The 25,122-nt window shown below is 41.9% G+C and carries 24 protein-coding genes; 9 read left to right on the top strand and 15 right to left on the bottom strand.

Going from position 1 to position 25,122, the window contains the following annotated elements; genetic code table 11:
• Window positions 1-2 precede the first annotated feature (2 nt).
• The 4 genes from B2400_RS16770 to B2400_RS16755 all read left to right on the top strand — a co-directional run bounded on the left by B2400_RS16770 (window position 3) and on the right by B2400_RS16755 (window position 6,369).
• Window positions 3-1,343 carry a TolC family protein gene (locus tag B2400_RS16770; protein ID WP_293935154.1) on the top strand — a complete coding sequence of 447 codons (1,341 nt, stop codon included), beginning with the start codon at window positions 3-5 and terminating at the stop codon, window positions 1,341-1,343.
• A gap of 21 nt (window positions 1,344-1,364) precedes the next feature.
• Complete coding sequence (locus tag B2400_RS16765; RefSeq protein WP_293935152.1) at window positions 1,365-2,423, top strand: efflux RND transporter periplasmic adaptor subunit; 1,059 nt, start codon at window positions 1,365-1,367, stop codon at window positions 2,421-2,423.
• Window positions 2,424-2,448: 25 nt separating this feature from the next.
• Window positions 2,449-5,619: an efflux RND transporter permease subunit gene (locus tag B2400_RS16760; protein WP_260040780.1), complete on the top strand. Its 3,171-nt coding sequence runs from the start codon at window positions 2,449-2,451 to the stop codon at window positions 5,617-5,619.
• 159 nt (window positions 5,620-5,778) lie between these two features.
• Window positions 5,779-6,369: a hypothetical protein gene (locus tag B2400_RS16755; RefSeq protein WP_293935148.1), complete on the top strand. Its 591-nt coding sequence runs from the start codon at window positions 5,779-5,781 to the stop codon at window positions 6,367-6,369.
• On the opposite strand, the gene B2400_RS16750 is transcribed toward B2400_RS16755, so the two are convergent.
• Together B2400_RS16750 and B2400_RS16745 are read right to left on the bottom strand one after the other, a co-directional pair.
• Window positions 6,366-7,205 (bottom strand): EamA family transporter, encoded by an 840-nt coding sequence (locus B2400_RS16750; RefSeq protein WP_293935145.1) that lies wholly within the window; start codon window positions 7,203-7,205, stop codon window positions 6,366-6,368. The genes B2400_RS16755 and B2400_RS16750 overlap by 4 nt on opposite strands.
• Window positions 7,206-7,634: 429 nt before the next feature.
• Window positions 7,635-7,790, bottom strand: a complete 156-nt coding sequence (locus tag B2400_RS16745) for a hypothetical protein (protein WP_187773869.1) — start codon at window positions 7,788-7,790, stop codon at window positions 7,635-7,637.
• Window positions 7,791-7,902: 112 nt separating this feature from the next.
• On the opposite strand from B2400_RS16745, the gene B2400_RS16740 reads away from it, so the two are divergent.
• Entirely contained in the window at window positions 7,903-8,586 is a 684-nt protein-coding gene (locus tag B2400_RS16740) for a DUF421 domain-containing protein (protein WP_293935142.1), read from the top strand.
• Between the two features lie 65 nt (window positions 8,587-8,651).
• Complete coding sequence (locus B2400_RS16735) at window positions 8,652-9,626, top strand: YihY/virulence factor BrkB family protein (RefSeq protein ID WP_293935139.1); 975 nt, start codon at window positions 8,652-8,654, stop codon at window positions 9,624-9,626.
• 1 nt (window position 9,627) lies between these two features.
• On the opposite strand, the gene B2400_RS16730 is transcribed toward B2400_RS16735, so the two are convergent.
• The 3 genes from B2400_RS16730 to B2400_RS16720 are packed head-to-tail and all read right to left on the bottom strand — an operon-like array spanning window position 9,628 to window position 13,258.
• On the bottom strand, window positions 9,628-10,647 hold the full coding sequence (locus B2400_RS16730) for a glutathione synthase (RefSeq protein ID WP_149526671.1): 1,020 nt from the start codon (window positions 10,645-10,647) through the stop codon (window positions 9,628-9,630).
• A gap of 18 nt (window positions 10,648-10,665) precedes the next feature.
• Window positions 10,666-12,498 (bottom strand): flavohemoglobin expression-modulating QEGLA motif protein, encoded by a 1,833-nt coding sequence (locus B2400_RS16725; protein ID WP_260040774.1) that lies wholly within the window; start codon window positions 12,496-12,498, stop codon window positions 10,666-10,668.
• A complete protein-coding gene (locus tag B2400_RS16720) occupies window positions 12,482-13,258 on the bottom strand; it encodes an N-formylglutamate amidohydrolase (protein ID WP_293935135.1) in 777 nt (258 codons plus the stop codon). Before B2400_RS16720 ends, B2400_RS16725 begins: the two co-directional genes overlap by 17 nt.
• A 159-nt stretch (window positions 13,259-13,417) precedes the next feature.
• Here B2400_RS16720 and B2400_RS16715 point away from each other — a divergent pair, with 159 nt between their 5' ends.
• On the top strand, window positions 13,418-13,864 hold the full coding sequence (locus tag B2400_RS16715; protein ID WP_293935133.1) for a DoxX family protein: 447 nt from the start codon (window positions 13,418-13,420) through the stop codon (window positions 13,862-13,864).
• A 28-nt stretch (window positions 13,865-13,892) separates the two neighbouring features.
• Here the strand turns inward: B2400_RS16715 and B2400_RS16710 are convergent, their stop codons facing one another.
• The 10 genes from B2400_RS16710 to B2400_RS16665 form a co-directional block, all read right to left on the bottom strand.
• Window positions 13,893-14,603, bottom strand: a complete 711-nt coding sequence (locus tag B2400_RS16710) for a helix-turn-helix transcriptional regulator (RefSeq protein ID WP_293935131.1) — start codon at window positions 14,601-14,603, stop codon at window positions 13,893-13,895.
• A gap of 298 nt (window positions 14,604-14,901) precedes the next feature.
• On the bottom strand, window positions 14,902-17,256 hold the full coding sequence (locus B2400_RS16705) for a multicopper oxidase domain-containing protein (protein ID WP_293935129.1): 2,355 nt from the start codon (window positions 17,254-17,256) through the stop codon (window positions 14,902-14,904).
• Window positions 17,257-17,298: 42 nt separating this feature from the next.
• A complete protein-coding gene (locus B2400_RS16700; protein WP_293935127.1) occupies window positions 17,299-18,183 on the bottom strand; it encodes a DUF3347 domain-containing protein in 885 nt (294 codons plus the stop codon).
• 77 nt (window positions 18,184-18,260) lie between these two features.
• Complete coding sequence (locus tag B2400_RS16695; protein ID WP_293935126.1) at window positions 18,261-18,650, bottom strand: hypothetical protein; 390 nt, start codon at window positions 18,648-18,650, stop codon at window positions 18,261-18,263.
• Window positions 18,651-18,700: 50 nt separating this feature from the next.
• Complete coding sequence (locus B2400_RS16690) at window positions 18,701-19,309, bottom strand: methyltransferase domain-containing protein (RefSeq protein ID WP_293935124.1); 609 nt, start codon at window positions 19,307-19,309, stop codon at window positions 18,701-18,703.
• A gap of 86 nt (window positions 19,310-19,395) precedes the next feature.
• The gene (locus B2400_RS16685; RefSeq protein WP_293935122.1) at window positions 19,396-20,610 is read right to left on the bottom strand and encodes a metalloprotease family protein; all 1,215 of its coding nucleotides are present in this window, start codon (window positions 20,608-20,610) and stop codon (window positions 19,396-19,398) included.
• A 9-nt stretch (window positions 20,611-20,619) separates the two neighbouring features.
• A complete protein-coding gene (locus B2400_RS16680; RefSeq protein ID WP_293935120.1) occupies window positions 20,620-21,057 on the bottom strand; it encodes a GNAT family N-acetyltransferase in 438 nt (145 codons plus the stop codon).
• A gap of 14 nt (window positions 21,058-21,071) precedes the next feature.
• Window positions 21,072-22,181 carry a DUF695 domain-containing protein gene (locus tag B2400_RS16675; RefSeq protein ID WP_293935118.1) on the bottom strand — a complete coding sequence of 370 codons (1,110 nt, stop codon included), beginning with the start codon at window positions 22,179-22,181 and terminating at the stop codon, window positions 21,072-21,074.
• Window positions 22,182-22,381: 200 nt separating this feature from the next.
• Window positions 22,382-22,786: a DUF5606 domain-containing protein gene (locus B2400_RS16670; protein ID WP_149526659.1), complete on the bottom strand. Its 405-nt coding sequence runs from the start codon at window positions 22,784-22,786 to the stop codon at window positions 22,382-22,384.
• Window positions 22,787-22,797: 11 nt separating this feature from the next.
• Entirely contained in the window at window positions 22,798-23,256 is a 459-nt protein-coding gene (locus B2400_RS16665; protein ID WP_149526658.1) for a peptidylprolyl isomerase, read from the bottom strand.
• Between the two features lie 150 nt (window positions 23,257-23,406).
• Between B2400_RS16665 and radC the strand changes: the two genes are divergently transcribed.
• Together radC and B2400_RS16655 are read left to right on the top strand one after the other, a co-directional pair.
• Window positions 23,407-24,096, top strand: coding sequence for a RadC family protein (radC, locus tag B2400_RS16660; protein ID WP_149526657.1), 690 nt, complete (start codon window positions 23,407-23,409; stop codon window positions 24,094-24,096).
• An 83-nt stretch (window positions 24,097-24,179) separates the two neighbouring features.
• Entirely contained in the window at window positions 24,180-24,893 is a 714-nt protein-coding gene (locus B2400_RS16655; RefSeq protein ID WP_293935115.1) for a pirin family protein, read from the top strand.
• Window positions 24,894-25,122: the final 229 nt, after the last annotated feature.

Here is a 25,122-nt window from a genome sequence, read left to right as displayed (position 1 = left end):
AAATGAAAAGGATAAATATAATCACACTGTTATTAGCAGGAATTTTTTCAGGTTCTATGCTACATGCGCAGGAAACCTTGACTCTTCAAGAGGCTGTAAAGTTTGCATTGGAGAACAAGGCGGAGGCAAAGAAATCCAAGCTGGATCTCGCGAATGCGCAATACAAAATCGATGAGGTGCGCGCTGGGGCACTTCCGCAAATTAACGGATCGGGATCATTGACCTACAATCCGATGATTCAAAAGAACGTGATCACGATGACAGATCAGGCTACCGGAACGGTGAATACCATCGTTGCTGAGTTCGGACAGCCGTGGAATTCCCAAGCAGTAGTACAGGTGAATCAACAATTATTTAATCAATCACTTTTCACAGGCTTGAAAGCGGCACAAACTACACGTGAGTTTTACCAAATCAACGACCAATTGACAGATGAACAGTTGATTGAAAAAGTAGCAAATGCTTATTACGAGGTTTTCCAATCGGATTTGCAATTGAATACTTTGGAAACCAACTTAAATAATACGACTAAGACTCGCGACATCCTTAAAGGACTAGTTGACGCTGGTTTGATGAAGAAAATTGACCTTGATCGTACAGAGGTTGCCATCAACAATATGTTAGCACAAAAGCAGCAGTTGATCAATGCGCAACAACTTCGTGAGAACGCGTTGAAATTTGCTATCGGAATGGATATCAGACAAGATATTGAATTGCCAAAGGAAACGTTTGATGTGGATGTGAATGTTGCAGCAGAGCAATACAATGTGGATGCTCGAACTGAGGTTAAAGTGTTGGAAAAACAGATCGAATTGTTGGAGCTGAATAAGAAAGCTAAGATCTCTGAGTTCTATCCTTCACTTGCATTTACGGGTAATCTAGGTTATGTGGGTTTCGGTCCTCAGTTCCCAATCTTCAATGATAAAACTAATACGTCGAAGTTCTCTGCTTTAGGATTGAATTTAACTATCCCAATCTTTAATGGTGGAGCTACGCGTGCAAAGGTTAATCAAGCAAATGTAGACATCTTAAAAGCTAAAGTTGATCTAGAGGATACCAAATTAGGTTTGAACCTAGCTAGCGAGAATGCGAAATCACAAATTAGAAATAGCTTGTTGACTGTTGATAACAATCGTCGTAACGTCGATTTAGCAAGACAGGTATTAGATGATACCAATAATAACTATAGAAACGGCCTAGCCACATTGACGGAGTTATTAGACGCAGAGAATGCATTATCCGATGCGCAGAATAACTTGAACACTTCGCTGTTAAACTACAAAGTTGCTGAGATCCAGTTGATCAAAGCGAACGGAAACTTAAAAACATTAGTAAACGAATAATCACAACTCTTAATACTCATTATGAAACGCGCTTTAATAACAATTATAGTCATTGCATTAGCCCTAGCGGGTATATTCTATATTCTAAACAAGAATAAGGCTAAAGTGGAGCAAGAAACTGCTGTGGTAGCACAGAAAAATGCAGCGGTTGCAGTACGTATCGATACAGCTGTTAACCAACAAATGAGCTTAGCTTACCAAGCGAACGGTACTTTTATGCCGAAACAAGAAGTTACCGTTGCTGCCGAAACTGGCGGTCGCGTAGTACGTGTTTTGGTAGATGAAGGTTCTCGTGTATCAGCAGGTCAGACTTTAGCAGTAGTCGAAGGTGACAAGCTAAACGTAAATGTCGCTAACGCACAGGCTGCATATGACAACGCCAGAGCAACATTACAACGCTACGAGAGCGCACTATCAACAGGTGGTGTTACGCAACAACAAGTTGATCAAATGCGTTTGCAATTTGAAAATGCAAAGAACAACTTGAAGAGTGCCAAATTAACTGCGGGTGATGTAACAATCAAAACTTCAGTAAGTGGTATCGTAAATTCTCGTAAAATCGAACCAGGCGCTTATGTAAGCCCAGGTACACCAGCATTTGATATCGTTAATGTAAGCACTTTGAAGTTACGTGTTAATGTTGACGAGAAGAACGTTGCTACTCTACGTGTTGGACAAACTGTTCAAGTATTGGCTAGTGTATATGTAGATAAAACATTCAGCGGTAAGATTACTTTTATTGCTCCTAAATCAGATGGTAGCTTAAACTTCCCAGTTGAAATCGAGATTGCTAACAATCCTAACAACGATCTACGTGCTGGTATGTATGGTACTGCAGTATTTGGGGGCGAAGGTACAGCATCAGCATTAGTAGTTCCAAGAACAGCATTTGTTGGTAGTATCTCTGACAATAAAATCTTCGTATTGAAAAATGGCAAAGCCATTGAGACAAAAGTAACATCAGGAAGAAGCTTTGGTGATCAGATTGAAGTAACTAGCGGAATAGCTGCTGGCGACCAAGTGATCATCTCAGGTCAGATCAACTTGATCGACCAAGCTCCTGTGGAAGTGATTAAATAATTTGTGCTATTACGAAAAATAAGACATGAAGATTACTGAAATATCGATAAAACGTCCCAGTCTGATCATCGTATTATTTATAATACTGACCTTGGGTGGGATATTCTCATACTCCCAATTGGGGTATGAGTTAGTACCAAAATTTGAGGTAAACGTAATTACGATCCAAACGGTATATCCGGGGGCATCGCCTACGGAGGTGGAGAACACGGTTACCAAAAAGATCGAGGATGCCGTTTCCTCCCTAGAGAATATCAAGAAGTTGGAATCCACTTCCATGGAGAACGTTTCTGTCGTGATGATTACCTTGAACGATGGAGCCGACGTCAACTTCCTCTTGACGGATGCACAGCGTAAGATCAATACGATTCTGAAAGACCTTCCAGAAGACGTAGATCCTCCGTCGTTGAACAAATTCTCACTAGATGACGTGGCGATCATGAGTTTGGCCGTAACGTCAAATCTATCGGAGAAACAACTATACGACTTATTAGATAACAAGATTCAGCCTATTTTCGCACGTATTAATGGTGTGGCAAAGGTAGACTTAATCGGTGGTGAGGAACGTGAGATCCAAATCAGTGTGGATGCACAGAAGTTGGAAGGTTACGGACTTTCTATTGGTCAGGTTCAGCAAGTTGTTGCACAATCTAACTTAGACTTCCCTACAGGTAATGTGAGTACACGCGACAGCAGAACGACTATTCGTTTGGCGGGTAAAGTAACGGATGTGGAAGAGTTGAGAAACCTTCCGATCACGACACCTACTGGTGTTACGATTTTCTTACGCGATGTTGCCGACGTACAAGATGGTATCAAAGAGATTGAGAAAATTGCGCGCTTAGATCAACAGAATACGATCTTATTGCAGGTCTTCAAACAATCGGATGCCAACGCGGTAGAAGTATCAAAATTGGTAAAAGAAACTATTGCAACGGTTGAGACAGACTACGCCACAGATAACATCAAAGTATTAGTAGCGAACGACTCGACAGACTATACCTTAAATGCGGCAAACAACGTAATGCACGATTTGATGATTGCGGTTGCCCTAGTAGGTTTCATCATGTTGTTCTTCTTACATAGCTTGCGTAATGCGGCGATTACCATGGTGGCCATTCCATTATCATTGATCGCAACCTTTATCGGTCTATTATTGATGGGCTATACCTTGAACTTGATGTCCTTACTAGGATTATCTCTTGTGGTAGGTATCCTTGTCGATGACGCGATTGTTGTTATCGAGAATATTCACCGCCATATGGAGATGGGTAAAAATAAAGTGCGCGCGGCTTATGACGGAGCAAAAGAAATCGGATTTACAGTATCTGCGATTACGTTGGTAATTGTGGTGGTGTTCTTGCCGATTGCGATGTCAACAGGTCTAGTAGCGAATATCCTTGCGCAGTTCTGTGTAACGGTTATTATCTCTACCTTACTATCATTATTGGTTTCCTTCACCGTCGTGCCATGGTTATACTCTCGCTTCGGTAAATTGGAGCATATTAATGCGAAGTCTTTCTTCGGACGCATTATCGTAGGCTTCGAAGCTGGACTAACAAAATTCACACACTGGATTACAGGTATCCTAGAATGGTGTTTGAAAAGCAGAGGTACAAAATTAGCTACCTTGGGTCTTTCCATCTTATTATTCGTAGGCTCATGTAGTTTAGTGGGTATGGGATATATCGGTTCCGATTTCTTCCCAGCATCAGACAAGGGTGAGTACTTGATCCAATTGGAATTAGAGAAAGACGCATCGTTAGAGAAAACTAACTTCTTAACCCAAAAGGCAGAGGCTATTATCTTAGCTAAGCCAGATGTTGAGCGTATCATTACGTCGGTAGGTCAGTCATCCGATGGGGTAATGTCTACATCAGGTTCTCGTTATAAATCAGAGATCCACGTGATCATGAAAGATACCTATACAGAAAACTCTAAGGTTTATGCTGCGGTATTACAACGTGAATTGGAAAATAAACTGGTTGGTGCCAAGGTAAAATCAGTAAACATGGGTTTAATGGGAGCGGAGCAAGCACCATTGAAGCTCACGATCATCGGTTCGGATGTTAAGGACGCTGGTGAGTTTGCGGAGAAAGCTGCTGCATTATTGCGCAATGTTCCTGGTGCAACCAACGTGAAGTTATCTTCTGAAAGTGGTAACCCAGAGATCAACGTAAAAGTAGATCGTGAGAAAATGACTTCTTTAGGTCTTAATGTAGCGACTGTAGGTATGACCATGCAGACTGCATTCTCGGGTAATACAGACAATAAGTTCCGTGCTGGTGACAACGAATATGATATCAATATCCGTTTCGATGAAGCAAGCCGTTCGAATATTGCAGACGTAAGAAACTTGAAGTTCATCAATCAACAAGGAACGCCAATTTCTTTAGAGCAGTTTGCAGAAGTTAGCTACAGCTCAGGTCCAACCTTATTGGAGCGTCGTGATAAATCGCCGGCAGTATCTGTTCAGGCATCTATCGTAGGACGTACATTAGGTGAGGTGGCAGGTGAGTGGCAGGCAGAATTCGAAAAACTAGAGCGCAAACCAGGAGTAGTTTATATCTGGGGTGGTAACATGGAGAGTCAGGAAGAAGGATTCGGTACCTTAGGGGTAGCCTTACTAGCATCTATCTTGTTAGTTTACTTAGTAATGGTTTCTCTATACGACAGTTTCTCTACGCCTTTCGTCGTGATGTTCTCGATTCCATTATCATTCATCGGAGCGTTATTACTATTAGCTTTAACCGGCCAATCGTTGAACATCTTTACCATCTTAGGTATTATCATGTTGATTGGTTTGGTGGCGAAGAATGCGATCTTATTGGTTGACTTCGCAAACCACCGTAAAGAACATGGTGATAGCACTCATGATGCCTTAGTTGCAGCCAACCACGCTCGTCTTCGTCCAATCTTAATGACCACTATTGCGATGGTATTCGGTATGATTCCAATTGCGATGGCGACAGGTGATGGTGCGGATATGAACAGAGGTCTTGCCATCGTAATTATCGGGGGTCTTTTATCATCCCTTCTTTTAACCTTAGTCGTGGTTCCTGTCGTGTACTCGATATTCGACAGTATCGGAAAACGCTTCGGTAAGAAAGAAAAGACAAATTACGAAGAGTTGATGACTGAAGATTTCGTGATGAACGAAGACTATGTTGACGAAATGGACGTTAAACATACGTAGTAAGAACAATTAAAAATACCATATATGCGAGGGCTGCCTTTTTTGGCAGCCCTTTCTTTTGGTACTCCGATATACCTCAGTATAGTGTAAATAAAATATGATCTAATCTTTATGTTCGAGTAATTTTATTAATATCGTACTGCTTTAAAAATATAGTCGATGAAAAGTTTCCTATTCGCCTCAATACTGATGTTCATTCTTTTATCCTGCCAGTCGGGCCAAAAGCCACAAGAAATTAAGGATACAGCGCGAACATTGCCAAAGCTAGATACCAATGTTCGGGATATCCCTCAGGGGGGAAGTACGGCGATCGATCTAACAGCTATCCCGGAGAAGTCGCTACCCTATACCGACTCGACCAATTTTGATAATTACAAGGATGACGGAATTTCAAATCCGGCATTGATCAAAGCTTTAAAATTCGAAGGAGAATTTCAAAGCGAGCAGGATGTAAGAATCCGTTATCAACTAAAGTTTTCTGATGATATCACCGGTTTGGTTGTGACTTATCCAGTGGGAGAGCACGAACTGAATACTACACTATTATTATTGAATACGGCGCTTAAAATAGTCGATCAGATGGATATTGCATATGATGAGATTGCCGATTCAGCAATCCGCGAAATCAGCCTGATTGAAAAAGAGAAGCTAAGCATAGCGCATTGGAATTACTTCCCCGAAGTGCCTACGGTAGAGAGAAAGGTTTACCAAATTCGCCAAGACGGAAAGTTGCTACCCCTAAAGAATTAATGATTACGACTAAATAGGGTAGTTCCTATACTCGCCATGACCACGCAGGCGATAGACAGCCATTGCAAGCCCGTCAAGGTCTCCTGTAGAAATAATAAACCTGATAAAGCAGCAAAGGCTGGCTGAAGACTCGTTAAAATGGAAAAGGTCTTAGCGGGCAATTGTTTTAAAGCGACCATATCCAAGGAGAAGGGCAATGCGCTCGATAAAATAGCAACTCCAAGACCTTGAGCAAACAACATTGGAGTAATCTTAGCCAATTGACCATCCCAAATTGCAAAAGGGATGATAAAGGCCGCTGCAATCAACATTCCAGTGGATACTGCATCTTTGCTATCCATCACTTTAGAAACTTTGCCGCCCATAATGATATAAAGTGCCCAAAAAGCGCCCGCTAGAAAAGCAAGAAACAGTCCCAATAGATCAATATTTCCCGTTCCCCATGGAACAATAAGCAATATTCCTGTGCAGGCTAATAATGCCCATACGATATCCAAAAGTTTTCTCGAAAGCGCCAATGCTAAAAACAAAGGGCCGACAAATTCTATCGTCACGCCGAGTCCTAAGGGTATTCGCTGAATAGCCATATAAAAAATGAGGTTCATCGCAGCAATCCCCAATCCATAGATCGCGCAATAAAGCCATTGCTTTTTGCTGAAGCTGCTGAACTTCGGCCGATTGATAAAGAACAATATAACCGCCGACAACCCAATTCTTAACGTACTAGTGCCAATGGCACCTAATGCTGGAAATAATCTTTTCGCAAGGGAAGCACCGCCTTGAACGCATATCATCGATGCTAAGGCAGCAGGAACGGCTAGGTTTTTATTCTTCATAATTTTCAGAGTAAAGGTAAGGTTTAGATATCAGATGTTAGACATTAGATTTAAGACCTGATCCTGCCAATCCTTTCATCCTTCCTTTCCTGGTTCAGACTAGATATTAGACATCAGACAACAGACATTAGACCCGATCCTGCCAATCCTTCTATCCTTCCTTTCCTGGTTCAGACTAGATATTAGACATCAGACAACAGACATTAGACCCGATCCTGCGAATCCTTTCATCCTTCCTTTACTGGTTCCAACAATCTAATATCTAATGTCTCATATCTAAAATCTAACTACCATCTACCCTTCAATTCCCTTTCAAACCCAATGCTAACCCAATATAAACCCCTATCAGAACCCTTATGAAAGGGCTATGATAGGGGTTTGATTAACTTAACAAAGAATATTGTCTCGAACTAGTCGCTTTCCCGTTGCTTATTCGTGATCATCGACTTTATTCGGATTCGGTGGCAAAGGATTGGTATCCTTTTCCGGACGTTTTCCGGTATCATGTTCGACATCCGTTTTTGTTTCTTCTTCTTTTGGGTATTTTTTTTCTTCTTCTTCTTGTAGGGTTTCTTTCTTGCTCATCTTAATTTATGTTGTTCTGATAGTAAAACAATCCACTTCCGAAAAGGTTCGGTCTGCTAGTTAAAACCTTCTGAGGGATTAAATGTTCCTGATATAGAAAAAACAATATGCTATGATCGATATCCAAAGTATCTTTTTGAAGGATGTGGAGCTCTCCTTCATCTTAGAGATTATTAGTCGGACGTTGATGATGTTTCTCATCATCCTGATTGTACTGCGCTTATCGGGTAGAAGGGGTGTCAGGCAACTGACTTTGTTCGAGGTGGCTATTATTCTTGCCATGGGTTCTGCTGCGGGAGATCCGATGTTTCAAGAGGATATTCCTATACTCTATGGTTTCATTGTTTTATTCTCAATTATCCTTTTCTACAAGTTCATCACTTGGTTGACGCAGAAGAATCAGTTTTTTAATGAGTTGATGGAGGGAAAGCCCATGTGCGTTGTTAAGGATGGGATGTTTGAAGTCAAGAAAGAACACGATAGTGATTTCTCGCGAATGGAGTTCTTTGCAGAGTTGCGCAATCAATCGATCGAGCACCTGGGGCAAGTTCGTGTTGCTTTATTAGAGGTTGATGGAACCATGAGCGTGCTATATTATGCCGATGAGGAAGTTAGATTTGGGCTGCCCTTATTTCCAGATAATCAGTATAAGATTACCTCGTTGGAGGATGGAGGACCCTTTGCTTGTTTGTTTTGTGGTAATGTGAAATCGACATTGCAATCTTGCAAGGATCAATGCGGCCGTTGTGGGAAAGGAGAGTGGGCACATGCGATAAATTCACGTCGGATAGGCTAGAAGGGGATTTTCAAAACAATTTCTATAGCCGCCTGTTAACTCATAAAGAAAAAACAATTATTTACATGGAAGAGAAAAAGAAATCCAAATTCTTTAAAGACAGTTTTAGCATATTGAAGAACTCTGTAATGGGGTTTATGAACGAGGATAGTTTGAAATACAGTGCCTCGTTAGCCTATTATACTATATTCTCCCTAGGACCTATCTTGGTCTTGATGATTTCTCTCGCGGGCATATTTTTGGGCGAGGAAGCGATAAAGGGAAAAGTATTTACAGAATTGAACGGTTTGGTAGGTGCGAGTGCTGCACGCCAAATTCAGGAAGTGATCAAGAACTTAGAACTCTCCGGTAAATCAACACTAGCACTCATCATCAGTATCGTTACTTTGATTATTGGTGCAACTACAGTATTCGGGGATATACAAAACTCCATCAACAAAATATGGCATGTTCGCGCAAAACCTAAAAAGGGATGGTTGAAGTTGATTACCGATAGATTATTATCCTCATCTTTAGTGATTGGTTTGGGATTCTTATTGGTTGTTACATTAGTGGTCAACGGCGTAATCTTAACACTGACCGATCGCTTGCTTCGTTACTTTCCAGATATTACAGTGTTCGTTATGGATGCCATTAATTTCTTATTATCCTTCGGTATCACTTTCGTTTTGTTCGCTGTGATCTTTAAGGTCTTACCAGATGTAAATATTAAGTGGAAAACGGTTCGTGCCGGAGCGCTATTTACGGCTATACTTTTTATTTTCGGTCGATTTGGGATCGGCTTATATCTTCAAAATTCAGATACGGAAACCACTTATGGAGCTGCAGGATCTATTGTGTTGATTTTGCTTTGGGTTTACTATACGGCGGCTATATTATATTTTGGAGCTGTATTTACTCGTGAGTATGCCACCTACAAAGGCGTCAGTATCGAGCCTTCGGAGTTTGCTGTGCATGTAGAAACGAAAGAAATAGAAAGGAATGTGGATGAAATCCCCCCCGCGCCATTGACGACGGAGGAGACGGTTACTGAGAAGTAATCTAATCAGCGTCTATTGCTGCATAGAAGTTTTCAACTCTTTTTTCTAGGTCTGCAATGATTGCTCCGGCAAAGTCTTTCTTTCCAAGTTTAATCGCATGGTAGAGCGCACCGGGACTGAATACATTGACTTCCATGATTTTATCGCCTACGATATCTAAGCCTACTAAATACATATTATCGTTCTTTAGGGTCAGCGAAACTTGTTTCGTCAGGTTCAAGATATCCTCGGTTATTTCGGCCACCTGTGCGGTAGCTCCCTGATGGATATTGCTTCTGATTTCATTTTCCGGTTGCACACGTTGTACTGCAGCATAAACACCATCGACAACCAAAGGCTCACCATCCATCAAAAAGAAACGTATATCTCCCTTATGAGCTTCTGGAAGGTACTCCTGTGCAATCACATAGCCGTCGCGAGCAATCGCTTCAACAGTCTGCTTTAGATTTTGTCGTTCATCGTATTTAATCATGAATACGTTCTTTCCACCCGAGCCTTTCAATGGTTTGAGGATGATCTTATCGTTCTGCTCCTCTAAAAAACGTAGAATGTCTTCGTGATTTCTAGTAACCATTGTTTTTGGACGAACGGCTTTCGGGAAGTTTTCTAGATATAATTTATTATTTGCCTGCACCAGATTATCGGGGTCATTGATTACAAATCCACCGTTCTTTTTCACCAATTGAGCAAACTGTATTCCGCTTGCGGCAGCCCAAGGTCTGTTGATCATATCTAAGGTCGGGTCGAAGCGCAGCCATAATACCTCAACCGTAGAGAGGTCGACCAAAGTCTTTTTGGCATCTTTAAGATGTTTCATCAACTTATCGCCGGTATCAATTTGCTGCTCTGGCTCGACGATTCTACAGTGAGCCAGAACGCGCTGTTCGTCTTCATAGACAAAGTCGGCAAGCCCAATATACATTACCGTGTGTCCTCTTTCGAGTGCCTTCAACGCAAGGATAGTGGTGGTAAATTTTTCCTCTTCCTTATGTGTTTGATTTATTAAAAATGCAATTTTCATATATACAATCGGATTAGATTATTCTACTAGTTTAAATATGGATCCTTTTTGAGTTACTTCCTGCCATTTGGGTTTATAATCGGCAGACATATAGCGTGGTATAATCGCTGGAGGTATCAAGACACCGCGTTGCAGCAAGTCTTTGATAATGGGCAGGTAGTCTTTTCGGATCTTACCCATCATCAACAGATCGACCTCATTTCCTTCTTTGATGTAGTTTAACAACTCGATGATCCCTTTCAGATAAAGCGCATCCTTCGTTAAGCCACCACCACGATATACTCGCATGGTTAAGTTAAAAGCTGTTTCCGGGAGGAAAAGGTATTGATCGACGAGCATGTCGAAGGTATCGGTGAAGGTATTTCCCAATAACATATGGTGAACAGCAATCACGCGGGCGGCAATAATTCTAAGTCTATCGTTGTTCAGCCCATTGACGATGTATTCTGACAGCACGGCTAGACCTTCTTGCAGCTCCTCGTATCCCGGTACACCCAGACTGAACAGATTGAGCGGCTGTTGGCGACCATTGAAATAAGTGACTACATGTGTCCCGATTTCATGTTGGATCAATGCCATCGCCCTTGAGCGGGTAAGTTTATACTCTTGACTGATGTTCAAGGCTCCACGGTTGACCATGACGCCTGAAATATCTTCCCGAACCCGAACAGGGCTATTGAATTCGGTATTTTGTTTTTGTAAATATCGAATTTCCTCACGTGCCATTTTCGCGAAATCATTTGCCGAGATAATATCATCCGATCTCTTAGCGACCTCCTCGGGCTCTGTCATCATCAAGAGCGCCAGCGCAGAGTTGTATAGTTTCTCCGAAACGTTTCCAAATACCTGTAAACTTCCATGAAGGAAATCTTCCTTACCACGATCGGCAAGCATGGTGATCATGGAGTCGAGCTCGGCGCGTTTGTCCCGAAAGATGTAGGCCATCGTAGGGTCGTATATATCCTCGATTCGTAGGTTGTAAAGTCTACGTTTAACGAGGTCTGGGTCGACGTGCATGGGTCGATAGAGGAACTTTGGGGTCTTCCAGAACTTGTCTTTCTTAAACTGTAGCCAGGCTTCGTGCGCATTGAGCGGAGTGACCATGAGCAGGAAGTCGAACTTCTTTGTTTCTTGAGCCAATGCTTGGTCGATCTCAACCATTAATGGTGTCAATTCCTGATGCACATTGATGCGTTGAGCCGTAGCATTGAGGTGGGTGTAGACCCGTAGAAACTCGAAAAACAATCGGGACAGAGATTTCGCCAAAGACTCTCTATAAATCCGCATCAACAAAGGCAGCACATTGTCGGCTTCGTCAAGATAGTTCTGTTTGATGGAGATACCCATCAGTAAGATTTGTTTGTTTTGCAGTTCCTTTTTGGAAAACAGTTGTTTCGTCTCAGGTGGGTGGGGGATATGCTGATCCTTCTCAATGCCTACGCGTATTTCAGGCGCTTCTAAGCGAATGTTTTTTTCAAGGTACTCAGCTAAGGTTAGAAGATCTTTTTGAGCTACATGGACTTCTATATCGTCTTTCTGCTTGTCATCTGCAATCCATACTTCAATTAGCAAGCAGGCGCCAAACTCTTCAGCAAGCTTTTGCGCAATTGGGCGTATCCACTCTTCCAATGGAAAACCCGATGATTTGCAGACGATACTTGCATTTTCTGTCTTTGCCAAATCGACAAGCATCTTGTCGCGCTTCTCCAACTCAGGTACCCGATATATGAAAATATAGGGAACAATCTTGTTGAAGATAAACTTTCCAACATTTGGAATTTGGTAATGAATAGCCGATCGCTTGTTAATAGCGTTTAGAATCCTCTGTAGTGGTTTATTCTTTTCGGTCATTTTCGAAATAATGCGTTAGAGTTTTCAACGAGTTCAATAACAGTTGCTTGCAGGCAGTAATTTTGCTGGGGTCCGGAACGCCTGTCCATTCATCCATAAAGTCTTTTCTAAACTCTATAGAGATTACACAACCCGACTGCCCAAATTGGCTGTTAAGGTGTTGATTGAGATAACCTCCCTTAAATTTAACGTTTTCTCGTATATCAATCGTCTCTCCCTCAATGCTTTCTTTCTGAAAACTTTCGCTGAACAGGTCGATCAGGTGACGCCACTTCGGTTGGATAAATGCTGTGCCCAGATTTATCTGCGGGTTGGCATCTTTATCGATCTCTTCCGTCGGGCCTTCGCGTTTCGCATTGTAACTATGTATGTCAAAGATGAAAAAGAACCCGAATTGAGCGATGGTCCTTTCGATTAATGCCTCTATTTCCTGATAGATCATGGCATGCTCTTTTTGGAGTCGGTTGACTTCCGCTTCGGGTAACTGGTTCCATACATGCAGTCCCCAAGCCTGTTCTGGCGTCAGGTAAATTGCATTTTCCAAATTTCTATTGATGTCTAATTGAAATCTTGAACTTCCAACGATGAATTGGTTGATGGGTAATTCGGCCATTGCTGCGGTAAAGGGGTCTTCTTCACGCAAGCGCTCAGTTTCCGAAAGCCGCATGTACGGCATTAGTTCTTCTTCAATTTGATGCCCATCATGTATGGCGAAAGCCCAAAAAGGACTATCAACCTGGTTGATATGATATTTCGTCATTTGATTCATACGTGTTTTTATAGGAAATGCCCGTAGTGTTTAAACAGCTAATTGAGGGAATGGTTTGTCTATTAGGGAGATTAATAAAAAAATAGAACAATATACTACACGGTCTGTTCATACGTTGAAATGGTATAACCAATTAAAAAGGAGGTTGTTATGAACCTAATCGAACGCATTGAGCACTGGGGCGACGCGCATCACCCTCGTTGGATAGACTTCGTCCGCATTTCCCTAGGGCTGGTCATCTTCGCAAAAGGAGTTAGTTTTATCATGGACAGAGATTCTGTCGCATCGTTGATCGAACAGACGCATTTTCAGTTGTCTATTTGGTCGGCGGTACATTATGTGGTGTTTGCACATATTGTGGGTGGGATTTTTATCATCCTTGGTCTGCGCACGCGACTTGCCGTAGCACTACAGATTCCAATTCTAATTGGGGCGGTTTTCTTTGTGAATATTACAAAGGGATTTAGTTTTCTTAATTCGGAGTTTTGGCTTTCTCTGATCGTTTTGATTCTATTGATCTATTTCTTGATCGTAGGGTCGGGGCCTATGTCTTTAGACAAGGAAATGGATAAGCCGGGCTATAAGCGGAGAATCTAAACCGGATTGCTACAGCTCGTAAGTTGACTTAAATTAAGTCGAATGCAATTGCGAATTTCAGGAATGCTGCAAAAGTTTTGCAGTCTAGCTTCTGTATGATGTTTTTTCTGTGAGTGTTTATGGTATGAACGGATACGAATAAGCTATCTGCAATCTCTTTTGATGAGGCACCATTGGCTATAAATCGAATAATTTCTTTTTCGCGTTTAGTCAATGCCGCGTAACGACGATAGTTCTGTTTGACGAAGTCATGGTCGTCAAGGACTTTATTGACTTTGTTGACCATATTTCCGCAACCCTCAATCGGCGTCGCAATGATCATCAGTTGATCGACGAATTTGTCGTTTTCTGGATTTTGAACCAGTTTGCAGATGGTGTAAAACCATTTATACTCCAATTCGTTGTGAAGCTTTACTTGTTGGAAGAAAGAATATTGCTGATGTGGATCCTTTTCGGAAATGTATTGTTGCAATCCTAGAACGCATTGTTCAACCTCCTCTTTCACAAAATACTTCTCGTAATAAGCTAAACCTAAATTGTTGATTTCCTCGACGGATGTTCCCAGTAGATTACAGCCGAACTCGCTCATATAGCTTACTCGAACTGGCGTATCGTCTATGATATCATGCATCATGATAGCGGCAGGAATCTGTTCTCCAATTTCCTCAATATTGAACTTTGCATTTGACATCCCTTTTCCTAGAGAGGCGAACTGTCCGGCTATTGGGTAGCTGAGCATGGTTTGGATAATAATTTTAATTCGGGTTAATTATCTTGTAAGTGTAAATCTAAGGTGCTTTTTCAGTTATGACAATATTTTTTATCAAAATACCTAAAATGAGGTATATACTTTTGAAGTAAAAAGAAAGGTCATTAGCTAGGTGAGCTCGTTATAATCTTAGGCGTTGGATTTATAACGACAATGGATTCAATAGTGTGGATAAACCTCGTTTGAATGTCAAGACGTACTTTTCATGCAAGATATAAACATAAGAAGCTGCCCCAAATAGGGCAGCTTCTTTATGCATATGTACAGATTAATAGTTTAGTGATAATCCTACGCCAAATCCCATATCGGAGTCGTAATGCGTACGAATTCCCATATGCCTGGTAATGATATATCGCAGATCTGCCATATATTCCTTGTCTGAGTTGACCATAAATCCACCTCTCAATCTTTTGGAAAGTGGGATATCTTCGCGCATGAGCTGTAGCCTTACATTTCCATCGTGGTAGAGCTCCGCTTGGAAACGAATCAACATCGGCAAGGTATAAACAAATCCTGCAGAGAATAGCGCCCTTTCGTGTTTACTGTTCGTCTGCCCGAAGATATTCGTCTCCGGACCGTGATCTTCGAGATTTCTAAAGCGCCAGTCGAAACCAATAAATGGCATAAACCATTGCATGCGATCCACAAAGCGGCCTAGGTGGGTTTCTACTTCATAACCATGCGCATCGTGGTAGCCTAATCGCCATTCGGAGGTCAATTGCCAACGCGCATTATGGAGCATTAGCTCACCGTCATTGCCGTTAGTAGCGAAGTCGTTTTGAATCATAAAATGTGGCATATTGCTCTCGCGCTGAAGCATACGGTAAGCTTTTTCCTTGTTGGGAAGCTTCGGATTGTCCGGCTGTCCTTCCGTGCTGAATACCCTGTTCATCCCTGCCATCATGTGGTATAGAATGTGGCAATGGAAGAACCAGTCGCCATGTACGTTCGATTCGAACTCGATGGTGTCCGTCTCCATCGGCATAATATCGAGCACATTTTTTAGCGGAGCATAATCTCCCTGCCCATTTAAGACACGGAAGTCATGCCCATGCAGGTGCATTGGATGCCGCATCATGGAATTATTATACAATATGATACGTAGGGCTTCACCTTTTTTGATGGGGATCTTGTCCACTTCGGAAAGCACTTTATCATCTAAACTCCATACATAACGGTTCATGTTTCCCGTCAGTTCAAACTTGAGCTCTCGAACAGGCATTCCCTCAGGGAATTTGGTTGATTTGGGAGAGCGTAGCATTCCGTAGTTTAATGTAATAATATCACTGTTTTGATGTTGAGAATGGGCGGCAGCCGTTGTATCAGGTTGATTGTGCTCCGCCATATTTTGATGGCCGCTATGATCCTGATTTTGTTCAACATGGTTCATTCCTTGGTGCTCCTGATGAGCTTTGTCCTCTTTTTTGTTAGTCGTGGAATGATCCATGTTCTGATGATCTCCATGCTGCATACCTTTCCCCTCCATCTCCGGATACATGACAGTATTCATATCCATGCGCTGCATGGACATCTTCATCCCCATATCGTCCAGATCGCCGTTCATCTTCATCATGTCGTTCATCATTTTCATCCCTTCGAAATACTTCAATTTGGGAAGTGGGGCGACCAATTGTTTTACGCCCGATCCGAGGTAAATGGACGCATTTTTTGTTCTATCCTCGGGTGTCGCCATGAATTCATAAGCGAAACCATCTTCTGGAATCTCAACGACGATATCGTAGGTTTCCGAAACAGCAATCAGCAGCCGATCCACTTTGACGGGTTCTACATCGTTTCCATCGTTGGCAACCACCGTAATCTTCCCGCCCGCGTAGGTTAGCCAAAAGTAGGAGGATGCTCCTGCATTGATGACCCGAAGCCTGACCTTATCGCCGGCTTTGAAATCCGAAAGAGACTGTTCGCTGCTGCCGTTAATCAGAAAGCGGTCGTAATAGACATCGCTGACATCCATTGCCAACATGCGCTTCCATTCATTTGTAACTTTTGTCTTGAAGTGCCCCTCTTTGATCGCCTCCGCGTAGCTTTGCGTCGCATTCTTTTTAATAGCAAACCAGTCATTTGCGTTATGCAACATACGGTGAACATTGTCGGGATTGAGGTCCGTCCATTCGCTCAAAATAATGGGAATGGAAGGCAGGTCGTCAATACCTTTGCGATTGTCCTGATCATCCTCGCGCTTCTTTAGAATCATTGCACCATACATACCGATCTGTTCCTGCATGCCGGTATGGCTATGATACCAATGCGTACCGTTTTGGATAATCGGGAATCGGTAGATGTAAGTGCTCTTTGCTTTTATCGGCATCTGTGTCAGGAAAGGGACGCCATCTTCAGGATTGGGAAGATAGACTCCATGCCAGTGCATGGAAGTCGGTTCATCCATTCCATTATGTACATGGATTTCCGCCGTGTCGCCTTCGGTAAAAGTGAGTGTTGGCATGGGAATCATCCCATTGACGGCAATAGCCCGCTTTTCCTTGCCACTGTAGTTGACCAATGTATCCTTCACATACAGATCGTACCTAACAACCTTTTGCGCCATGGCGGAAAGGCTGAAAAGTAGGAGTATGCTAAGGATGCTATATATTCTTAGCTTTTTCATAGATATCCTTAGAAATAAAATAAATTATCCTGTGCTTTAGTTTTAGATTTTTTCTTTTACTTCGCCACAGTTCATCATTTTAGATCCGAAATAAGGATTCTTGATAGCGTCTTCTGCACTGAGCCAATAGGCGCCTTTATTGTTGTTCGCCATCGGGCAAAATTGCCAATACAATGCCGTCGAACCTTGCCATGCTTTTGCTAGGGAATATACATGATTCGATAAGGCCATGAAGCTTTGGCGTTGTCTGTTGATATCAGTTGATTTTTCAATTGAAGCAGCTTCCGCCTGGATCCCTTTCATCACTTTCATCCAAACCTCATGCTCTTCATGTGCTAGTTTTCCCATTTCAACTTGGCCAATGGAAGCAGTCAAAGCTTTTGCTGCCGTAGCAGCAGCCTTTGCATCCGTTGCCACCAATGCATTCTTCACCGCAAGATAGTTTTTAAACACCGGTGCTAACTGCGTATTTGCTGTTTCATCGCCGTTGTGCTGACTATGGTCCATATTCGCATGCTCCTTAGCGGAAGGTTTGTGCTGGCTGTGATCCATTCCCTGATGTTCGTTATGCTCCGCCTTAGCTACCGTATGATCGCGTTCGTATAAGCAACATTCATGAAGTTTTGCATAGACGTCATCCGGAGCACGAAAAGATTGGTTGTCATATCCTGCCTGAGCAATTTTCTTCAATATCGCTTCTTCGGAAGTTTTATCAGGATTGAAGGTAAGGACAGCTTGCTGGGTATCTTCATCCCATTCAGCTTTGGAGACCTTCGGCTCGTATGCCGCAGCTTCGATAGTTTTCTTGCACATCGCACAGTTTCCTTTTATTTCTACGGTGCTAGTTGTCGCGTTCTTAATCTGTGCATGGACAGTTAAAGAAGATATGATCATAATGGAGGCAATGAATGCCTTTAGATTTTTCATTTTAAGTATTTTTAAATAGACAATTGACAAGCATTAATCATGCTTGCATATTAAATAACCAATAAAACAGGGGGGAATTAGGCTATTTTAGGTGGGATAAAAATACTTGAGAATCCATTAGAAACAACAAACTGTTGTACTTCTGTATTTTGGATATTGACGGTATAAGATGGGATTTCGAATTCGAATAGAAAATTGCCGAGTTGCAAATGTCCAATCATCGGAGTTGCACAACAACAAAGACCTTTACCAGCGCAACCCATTGGGCGCTCCGTAGAACTACTGTTTTCTTTTGAATGCTCAGCATCTTTGTGACAGCATGCATGCTCCTCCGCATCCTCCTTTTCGCTACTTTGATGCTCGCAGTGCTGTGTTTCTTCTTTTTCATGTGGAATCTCACAAGCTTGCCCGAGCGATGGAATAAACATCGCTAAAGTTAATAGACATATGAGAAACAATGATTTCATATATACAGTAAACAGTATCGTTACTAAAAAGTTTTCTATTAATGATAGACTTACTTTTTTATCAAATTTATAAATAACTCTGAACCTTGTCTTGGTTGAATACTATTGTAACAAGGTTCCATTTTGTGAATATCAAAATAAGCAGCAAATGCTGGGTGATATTCCGCAATATGACCACCAAATGGAGGTCCATCTTTCTCAAAATCAATATTGAATAGCAACCCCACCAATCGGCCTGCAGGATTTAGCAATGAAGCCATCTTTTGAATGTATTGCGGACGCAAGCTAGGATCTATCGCGCAAAAGAAAGTTTGCTCTAACACTAAATCATACGATTCATCGAGCTCGAAGAAATTCCCCAACATCACCTTCACTTCAGAATTATCCTTAAATTTTTCCTGCGCATTCGCCACCGCGATAGGTGCTATATCGATCAAAGTAATATTCGAAAAGCCCTTTTCTACTAGGTAGGAGGCCTCGTAAGCATTTCCACAGCCAGGAATTAAAATAGCGATATCCTTATTGGTCAGCCCATCGATATAATGTGTCAGCGCTGGTGAAGCATAGCCTATATCCCAACCTGTCTGCTTGGTCTCCCAGCGCGTATTCCAAAACGTCTGTGCAGATTGTGGATCTCTTAGTTCGTTGTTCCCTTCCATAGTGACTGATGTTGAAGGCAAATTATCAATATTTTACGAATTGTTGATGAACATACTGTCATTTCTTAAACATAAAGTCTTTGATATTAATACTTTTGGAAAAGCATGACCGTGTGATTATCCTCAGCATCGTAGGGGATAATGGTTGATTTAAGAAGCTTGAAGCCTCTCGTTTTTAGTTCTTTCTGCAATTCGCGCTCGCGATGGAAGTAAAACTTTACACTTCCCAAGGGGTTGCTCTTGACTTCTGGTGCTGCCGGATCACCCTCAACAAAAGATAGGTAGAGTAAGCCTTTGTTGTTCAGTTTTTCGGAAGCGTCGTCTAGAAATTGTTCTGTTTCGGATGCGTTGAGGTAGGGGATACAGAAGCCGGCTATTACGGCATCGAACTGTCCATTCAAAATGCTGATAGCACGCGCATCCAATAAATAGAACTCGCCTGTTGGGACATGCTTTCGCGCTATCTCCAGCATATTTTCGGCGATATCAATTCCAACAATCTGCAAGGATGGATAAAACTTCAGTAAGTATCGCGCAATATTACCCGGGCCACAGCCTACGTCGAGTATCCGGCCTTGCTTATTTGGAAGATGCTTTAAAAGGGCATCGTAGGTGTCGTTATAGATATCCATATCCATGAATTTAGTTTCATAGATCTCAGCGATATTGTTCCAAGTGTCGAAGGTTTCAGATTTATCTTCTAATTCTTTCTTCTCTGTCAGGATATAACAACCAGCTTCACTAGGATGATCCAGTACCAAACTCTCCGGATCCTCCTTTCGGACGAGGTTGATGATCATCGCATCGCCAATAGCAACGAGCGTAAAAATAATGGCAAGCATGAGTAGTGTTGGGCTGCCTATCGCGATAGCGATGATTGCCGGTAGAACGCCCATTAGCAAGCCCGGCATAGCGGCACCAATAATATAATGTTTGAGTTTTAAGGGCTCTGTACAATGACAATAGGGGGTAAGCATCTTTTTCAAAATACCATATTTCATAGCTTTATGGCCGCCCTTTGCATAGATGCTCCAAGTCAAGCCATGTATCGCTTCATGAACGACAATCCCAACGATTAATACCAAGAAAAAGCCTATGCCGTTTAAAAATGCTGTTCCGGCTCCAATGCTATTCAAGGTCTGCTTTATCGATTCCTTAGTAAACTGATCGGACCAAATTAGTATGTAAGGTACGATATAAACAAGGGCGATAGGAAACACCGCCAGACAGCCAAGTGTATTTGCTTTTACTAAGTCTATAATGCGTTTTTTCTGATGATATTTCGATAAGTCGATTTCCATAAATAATATTTAGTTTTCCTGATAGACCATAAAGATCATGTCAAATCCTGGAGCCCAGTAGTCTTTATGCTGTTCTTTAATAACGAAGCCATTCTTCTCATAGAAGCCATAAGCAAATTGGGACGTACGAACAATAATTCTTTTTACTTTACCCTGTGTTTTTATTCTATCCAAACGATATTGTAACAATTGTTTGCCAATCCCGCTGCCATGCATGTGGGAATCTACAAAGTCCCAACTGATATAAGCATCCTGCTCCTTGTAGTTAATTCCGCCGGCAGCAACGATATGATTATCCTGCTCCACTACATAATAATCTTCGATTTCATGGGCTAGGTAGGTTTTCAAATCTTCGTATTCCTCAGGTGCGAAATAGGTAGGAATATTAGAGCTCAGCAGATTTAATACTTCGCTAAGATCACTTGCCTGATAGGGTCTAATTATCATTTCCAACGAAGGGATTAATTTTCAGCATTAAACTTATCAAAGCTGCGCCAATATTTGTCTTTGTAAATATCAAATTCAACGCGGAAATGCTCCGCATATTTTACTGCTATCTCCTCCATTACGCGCGACGGCTTCCGGAACTCACGACATGCAAAGTTTATTTCGCGCAGGCCGTTTCCAGTTTCCCGAATGACATTGATATATCCATCAACATCTCTTAAACGATCCATCAGCTCGACTTCCAGGTCTTCCATCAGCTTGTAAATCCTTTCGTTAGGTAACCCAGTCTCGGGGTTAGGGTCATAATGTATCATAACGACGAGAATCCAGGGGTGCGAAGCCTTATGCTCCCAATTAAGGAGCGTATGGTTGACGATCGCAAAGATCGGCATTCCGTTTTCTAATTCTCCCTGATAAGAACCATAGTGATCTTCTTTGGAATAATGGGTAATGTCGGTATATCGCTCCACAAATTCCTTTTCTCGCCAGATTAAGTATGCATCAAGCTTTTCTATCGGAATCAACTCCGGAATATCATCGCCCGGTCCTCTCACACGCATATTGTCGATCATGGTAATCGACTTCAATTCCCCCAGCGAGTTATCTAAATAGATACAAACACCATTGAAGATATCATCATGGTCTTTTTCATCATAGTCGTCATAGACAGCAATAATGTCGATCTCATCCGGGAATTCGGGGTGTTCTACCGGGTAGAATTGTATGTTCTTGCTGCTGAAGTCGCGACCAAACATCTTAACCCCAAAACCTTCCACATCGCTTGCCTGCTTTAGGGCCACAAACTCCCATTTGTCTATTTGCGGAGCTTGCTTTACGAGCTCTTCCACAAAGGCGATATTCCGTATGATTGCATCTGGCGTAAAAGTAAGTTCAGCAATATTCGTCTCTTTATTGATGCCCACCAAAAAGAAGATGCGTTCATGCAGTTTATAGAGCTGATCAGCAAGAGGACTGAAGAATTTATTCTCGATGTCAGTGCCTTCGTCAATGGCGTTGTAGAACGTATCGGCATTACTTTTAAACCATTTCCAAAAGTCAGCTATCGTTTCTATGTTATTGTCATCGGCAGAGTTGCTCTTAAAAAGCTTGTTAAATACGCTCATTACTTTTCGTTTAGTGCTAATTGATAACAATTTAATAAGAATAGGTGGATAATTAAACTTTAGAGCATATTTACGCTTAAAACTTTCATCCTTCCATTGTGAGCAATACCGGGGATGAAAGTTGCTGATTGCCATGGAGAACAGACACTTTCAGAAAAAAAGCACCTCGGTGGAGGTGCTTTTGTATATGCTTTTGCTGCTTATGCTAAAGGAGCAGGTGCTTCTTCTTCAAACAAAGGCAGTTCTTTGATGATATGGTACCAAGTAATTACTTTCTTGATATCCGAAGAGTAAACTCTTTGTTCATCATGACCTGGAGCAACCTCTCTAAAGAAGTTTCTCAATGTATCGCCATCTGCTTTCGCATCTGGAGTATTTCCATCATTCGCTTTGATTGCTTCGAAAACATCGATCAAACGGATCTCATCATCCTCACCATAGATCGTGATGTCTTCCAAGGTTGCCATCTTTGTAGTCGACAAGTTAACAACCGATTTAATTTTTGCTTTATCTAAAGTTTCTAGAATAAAGCCACCTTTATTTTGTCCGATTAACTTAAATAATCCTGGTTTTCCAGTTACGGAAACTAATCCTCTTAAATTCATCTTTCTCTTTATTAATCTTCAATAACTTCAATACCTAAGATACGATCGCCTTGGCGGATATCGTCTACCACATCTACGTTCTCGATTACTTTACCAAAACAAGTGTGGTTTCTGTCTAAGTGTGCCGTATTGTTGCGGCTATGGCAGATGAAGAATTGTGATCCGCCAGTATTGCGACCAGCATGTGCCATTGATAACACACCGCGGTCGTGGTATTGGTTATTTCCGTCTAATTCACAGTCAATTTTGTAACCCGGACCACCAGTACCTGGCATTCCTGTTGCGCCTTCGCGCGTATTCGGACAACCACCTTGGATTACGAAATCGTTGATTACACGGTGAAACGTTAATCCATCGTAATATCCTGATTTAGCCAATTTAATAAAGTTCGCTACTGTATTCGGTGCATCTTCTGTGTAAAATTGCACAGTCATATCACCTTTTTCTGTTTTGATAATTGCTTTACTCATAAGTTCAATTCATTCGAAAAATATTTACAAAGATAAGGTTTTAGGCTAAAATTGGAAGTTATCCGGTTAAGATGTTGATATTGAATGTGTTTAAGTCTAATTGAATTCGTATATTTAGAAGGAATCGATTGTTAATCAAATAGATATCACATGTTTCAAAAAATGGTCATCCGCGAATGGGCAGAAGCCGATAGACCGAGAGAAAAACTACTGGAACGAGGCCGTCGGGCTGTAACCGATGCAGAGTTATTAGCGATAGTTATCGGTTCTGGATCTCGAACAGAAACAGCCGTCGAACTCTGTAAGCGCGTTCTAGCTGGTGTCAATCATAACCTTCTTCAACTCTCCAAACTCGAGGTCCATGACCTCTGCGAATACAAAGGCATAGGCGAGGCTAAAGCAATCAGCATTATTGCTGCGCTCGAGCTCGGAAGGCGCCGGCAGGAAACCAAACAGACCGATATTCCGATTCTTAACTCCAGCAAACTTGTCTACGAGTTCTTCCGGTCGCAATTGCAGGATCTACCGCATGAAGAGTTCTGGACTATCTATCTGAATACTGCATGCAAGGTCGTCGATACGCAGTTGATAGGACGAGGGGGGAATGATTTTACGCCGGTTGACATCCGCACCATCTTTCGATTTGCCTTGCTCAATAAATGCCACTCCATTATTCTAGCACATAATCATCCGTCCGGTACCTTGAAAGCCAGCGATACAGATATAAAGATTACCCAAAAGATTGTTCGTGCCGCTGAATTGATCGATATCCGTGTCCACGACCATCTAATTTTCACCGATTGTGCTTACTTAAGCTTTCGTGATGAAGGATTGCTATAATCCGTGAAATTCTTATCCTACATCAATGCCCGGGCAAACTCTTTTGTTCAAATTTGCGTTATCAAATAAGAAGGATACACATTATGGCAAAGTATATTTATCACGAAGCAGATTCAAGAGGAGATGCAAATCACGGCTGGTTGCACTCTAGACATACATTTAGTTTTGCAGGATACATGGACGCAGAACGCATGAACTTCGGAGTTCTACGCGTCCTGAACGACGACTATGTATCCGGAGGAATGGGATTCGGAAGGCATCCACATAGCAATATGGAAATTATCTCCATTCCATTGGAAGGCGAGCTCGCGCATAACGACAGCATGGGCAACGGTTCGGCAATTATACCGGGCGATATACAGGTGATGAGCGCCGGAACAGGAATAGAGCACAGCGAATACAACCATTCGGAGGTAGACCCTGTGAAATTCCTGCAGATATGGGTAATTCCCAATAAACAGAACGTCGAGCCACGCTATGATCAGCAAGCCATCGACAAAGAAAAAGCACACAACAGTTTCTTACAGATCTTATCACCGAATGCCGACGACGAAGGCGTATGGATCCATCAAAATGCCTGGTTTCACCTCGCAGAATTCGAAGCAGGATACACCCGCGAATACGTACTGAAAGATCCAAGCAACGGTCTGTATGTTTTCGTGTTAAAAGGAGATATCGAAGTCGGAAAGCAATTAATGCACACTCGCGATGGCCTAGGAATCATGGGCGAGAAGCATGTGTCTATCAAGGCTAGTACCCCTGCAGAATTTTTGTTGATGGAAGTGCCGGTGGGGTAGTAGTAGTTAGTATTTAGTAGTTAGTAGTTAGACCTATGGTCGCCATGCTATTGCAAAAAAATAGTTCGAATTTATTATTCAAACCTTCTTTCTAGGTCTTAATAATAAATTCGAACTATTAAATACTAGCCTAACTTAGCGTTAATACTTCTTTCCAAGACTTAATAGTAAATAATACTAGCCTAACTTAGCGTTAATACCTTCTTTCTAGGTCTTAATACTAAATACT

Source organism: Sphingobacterium sp. UBA6645 (assembly GCF_002455685.1).
Taxonomy (GTDB): Bacteria; Bacteroidota; Bacteroidia; order Sphingobacteriales; family Sphingobacteriaceae; genus Sphingobacterium; species Sphingobacterium hotanense.
Note: the sequence above shows the minus strand (reverse complement) of the source record. Positions and strands in the feature narration are given on the sequence as shown.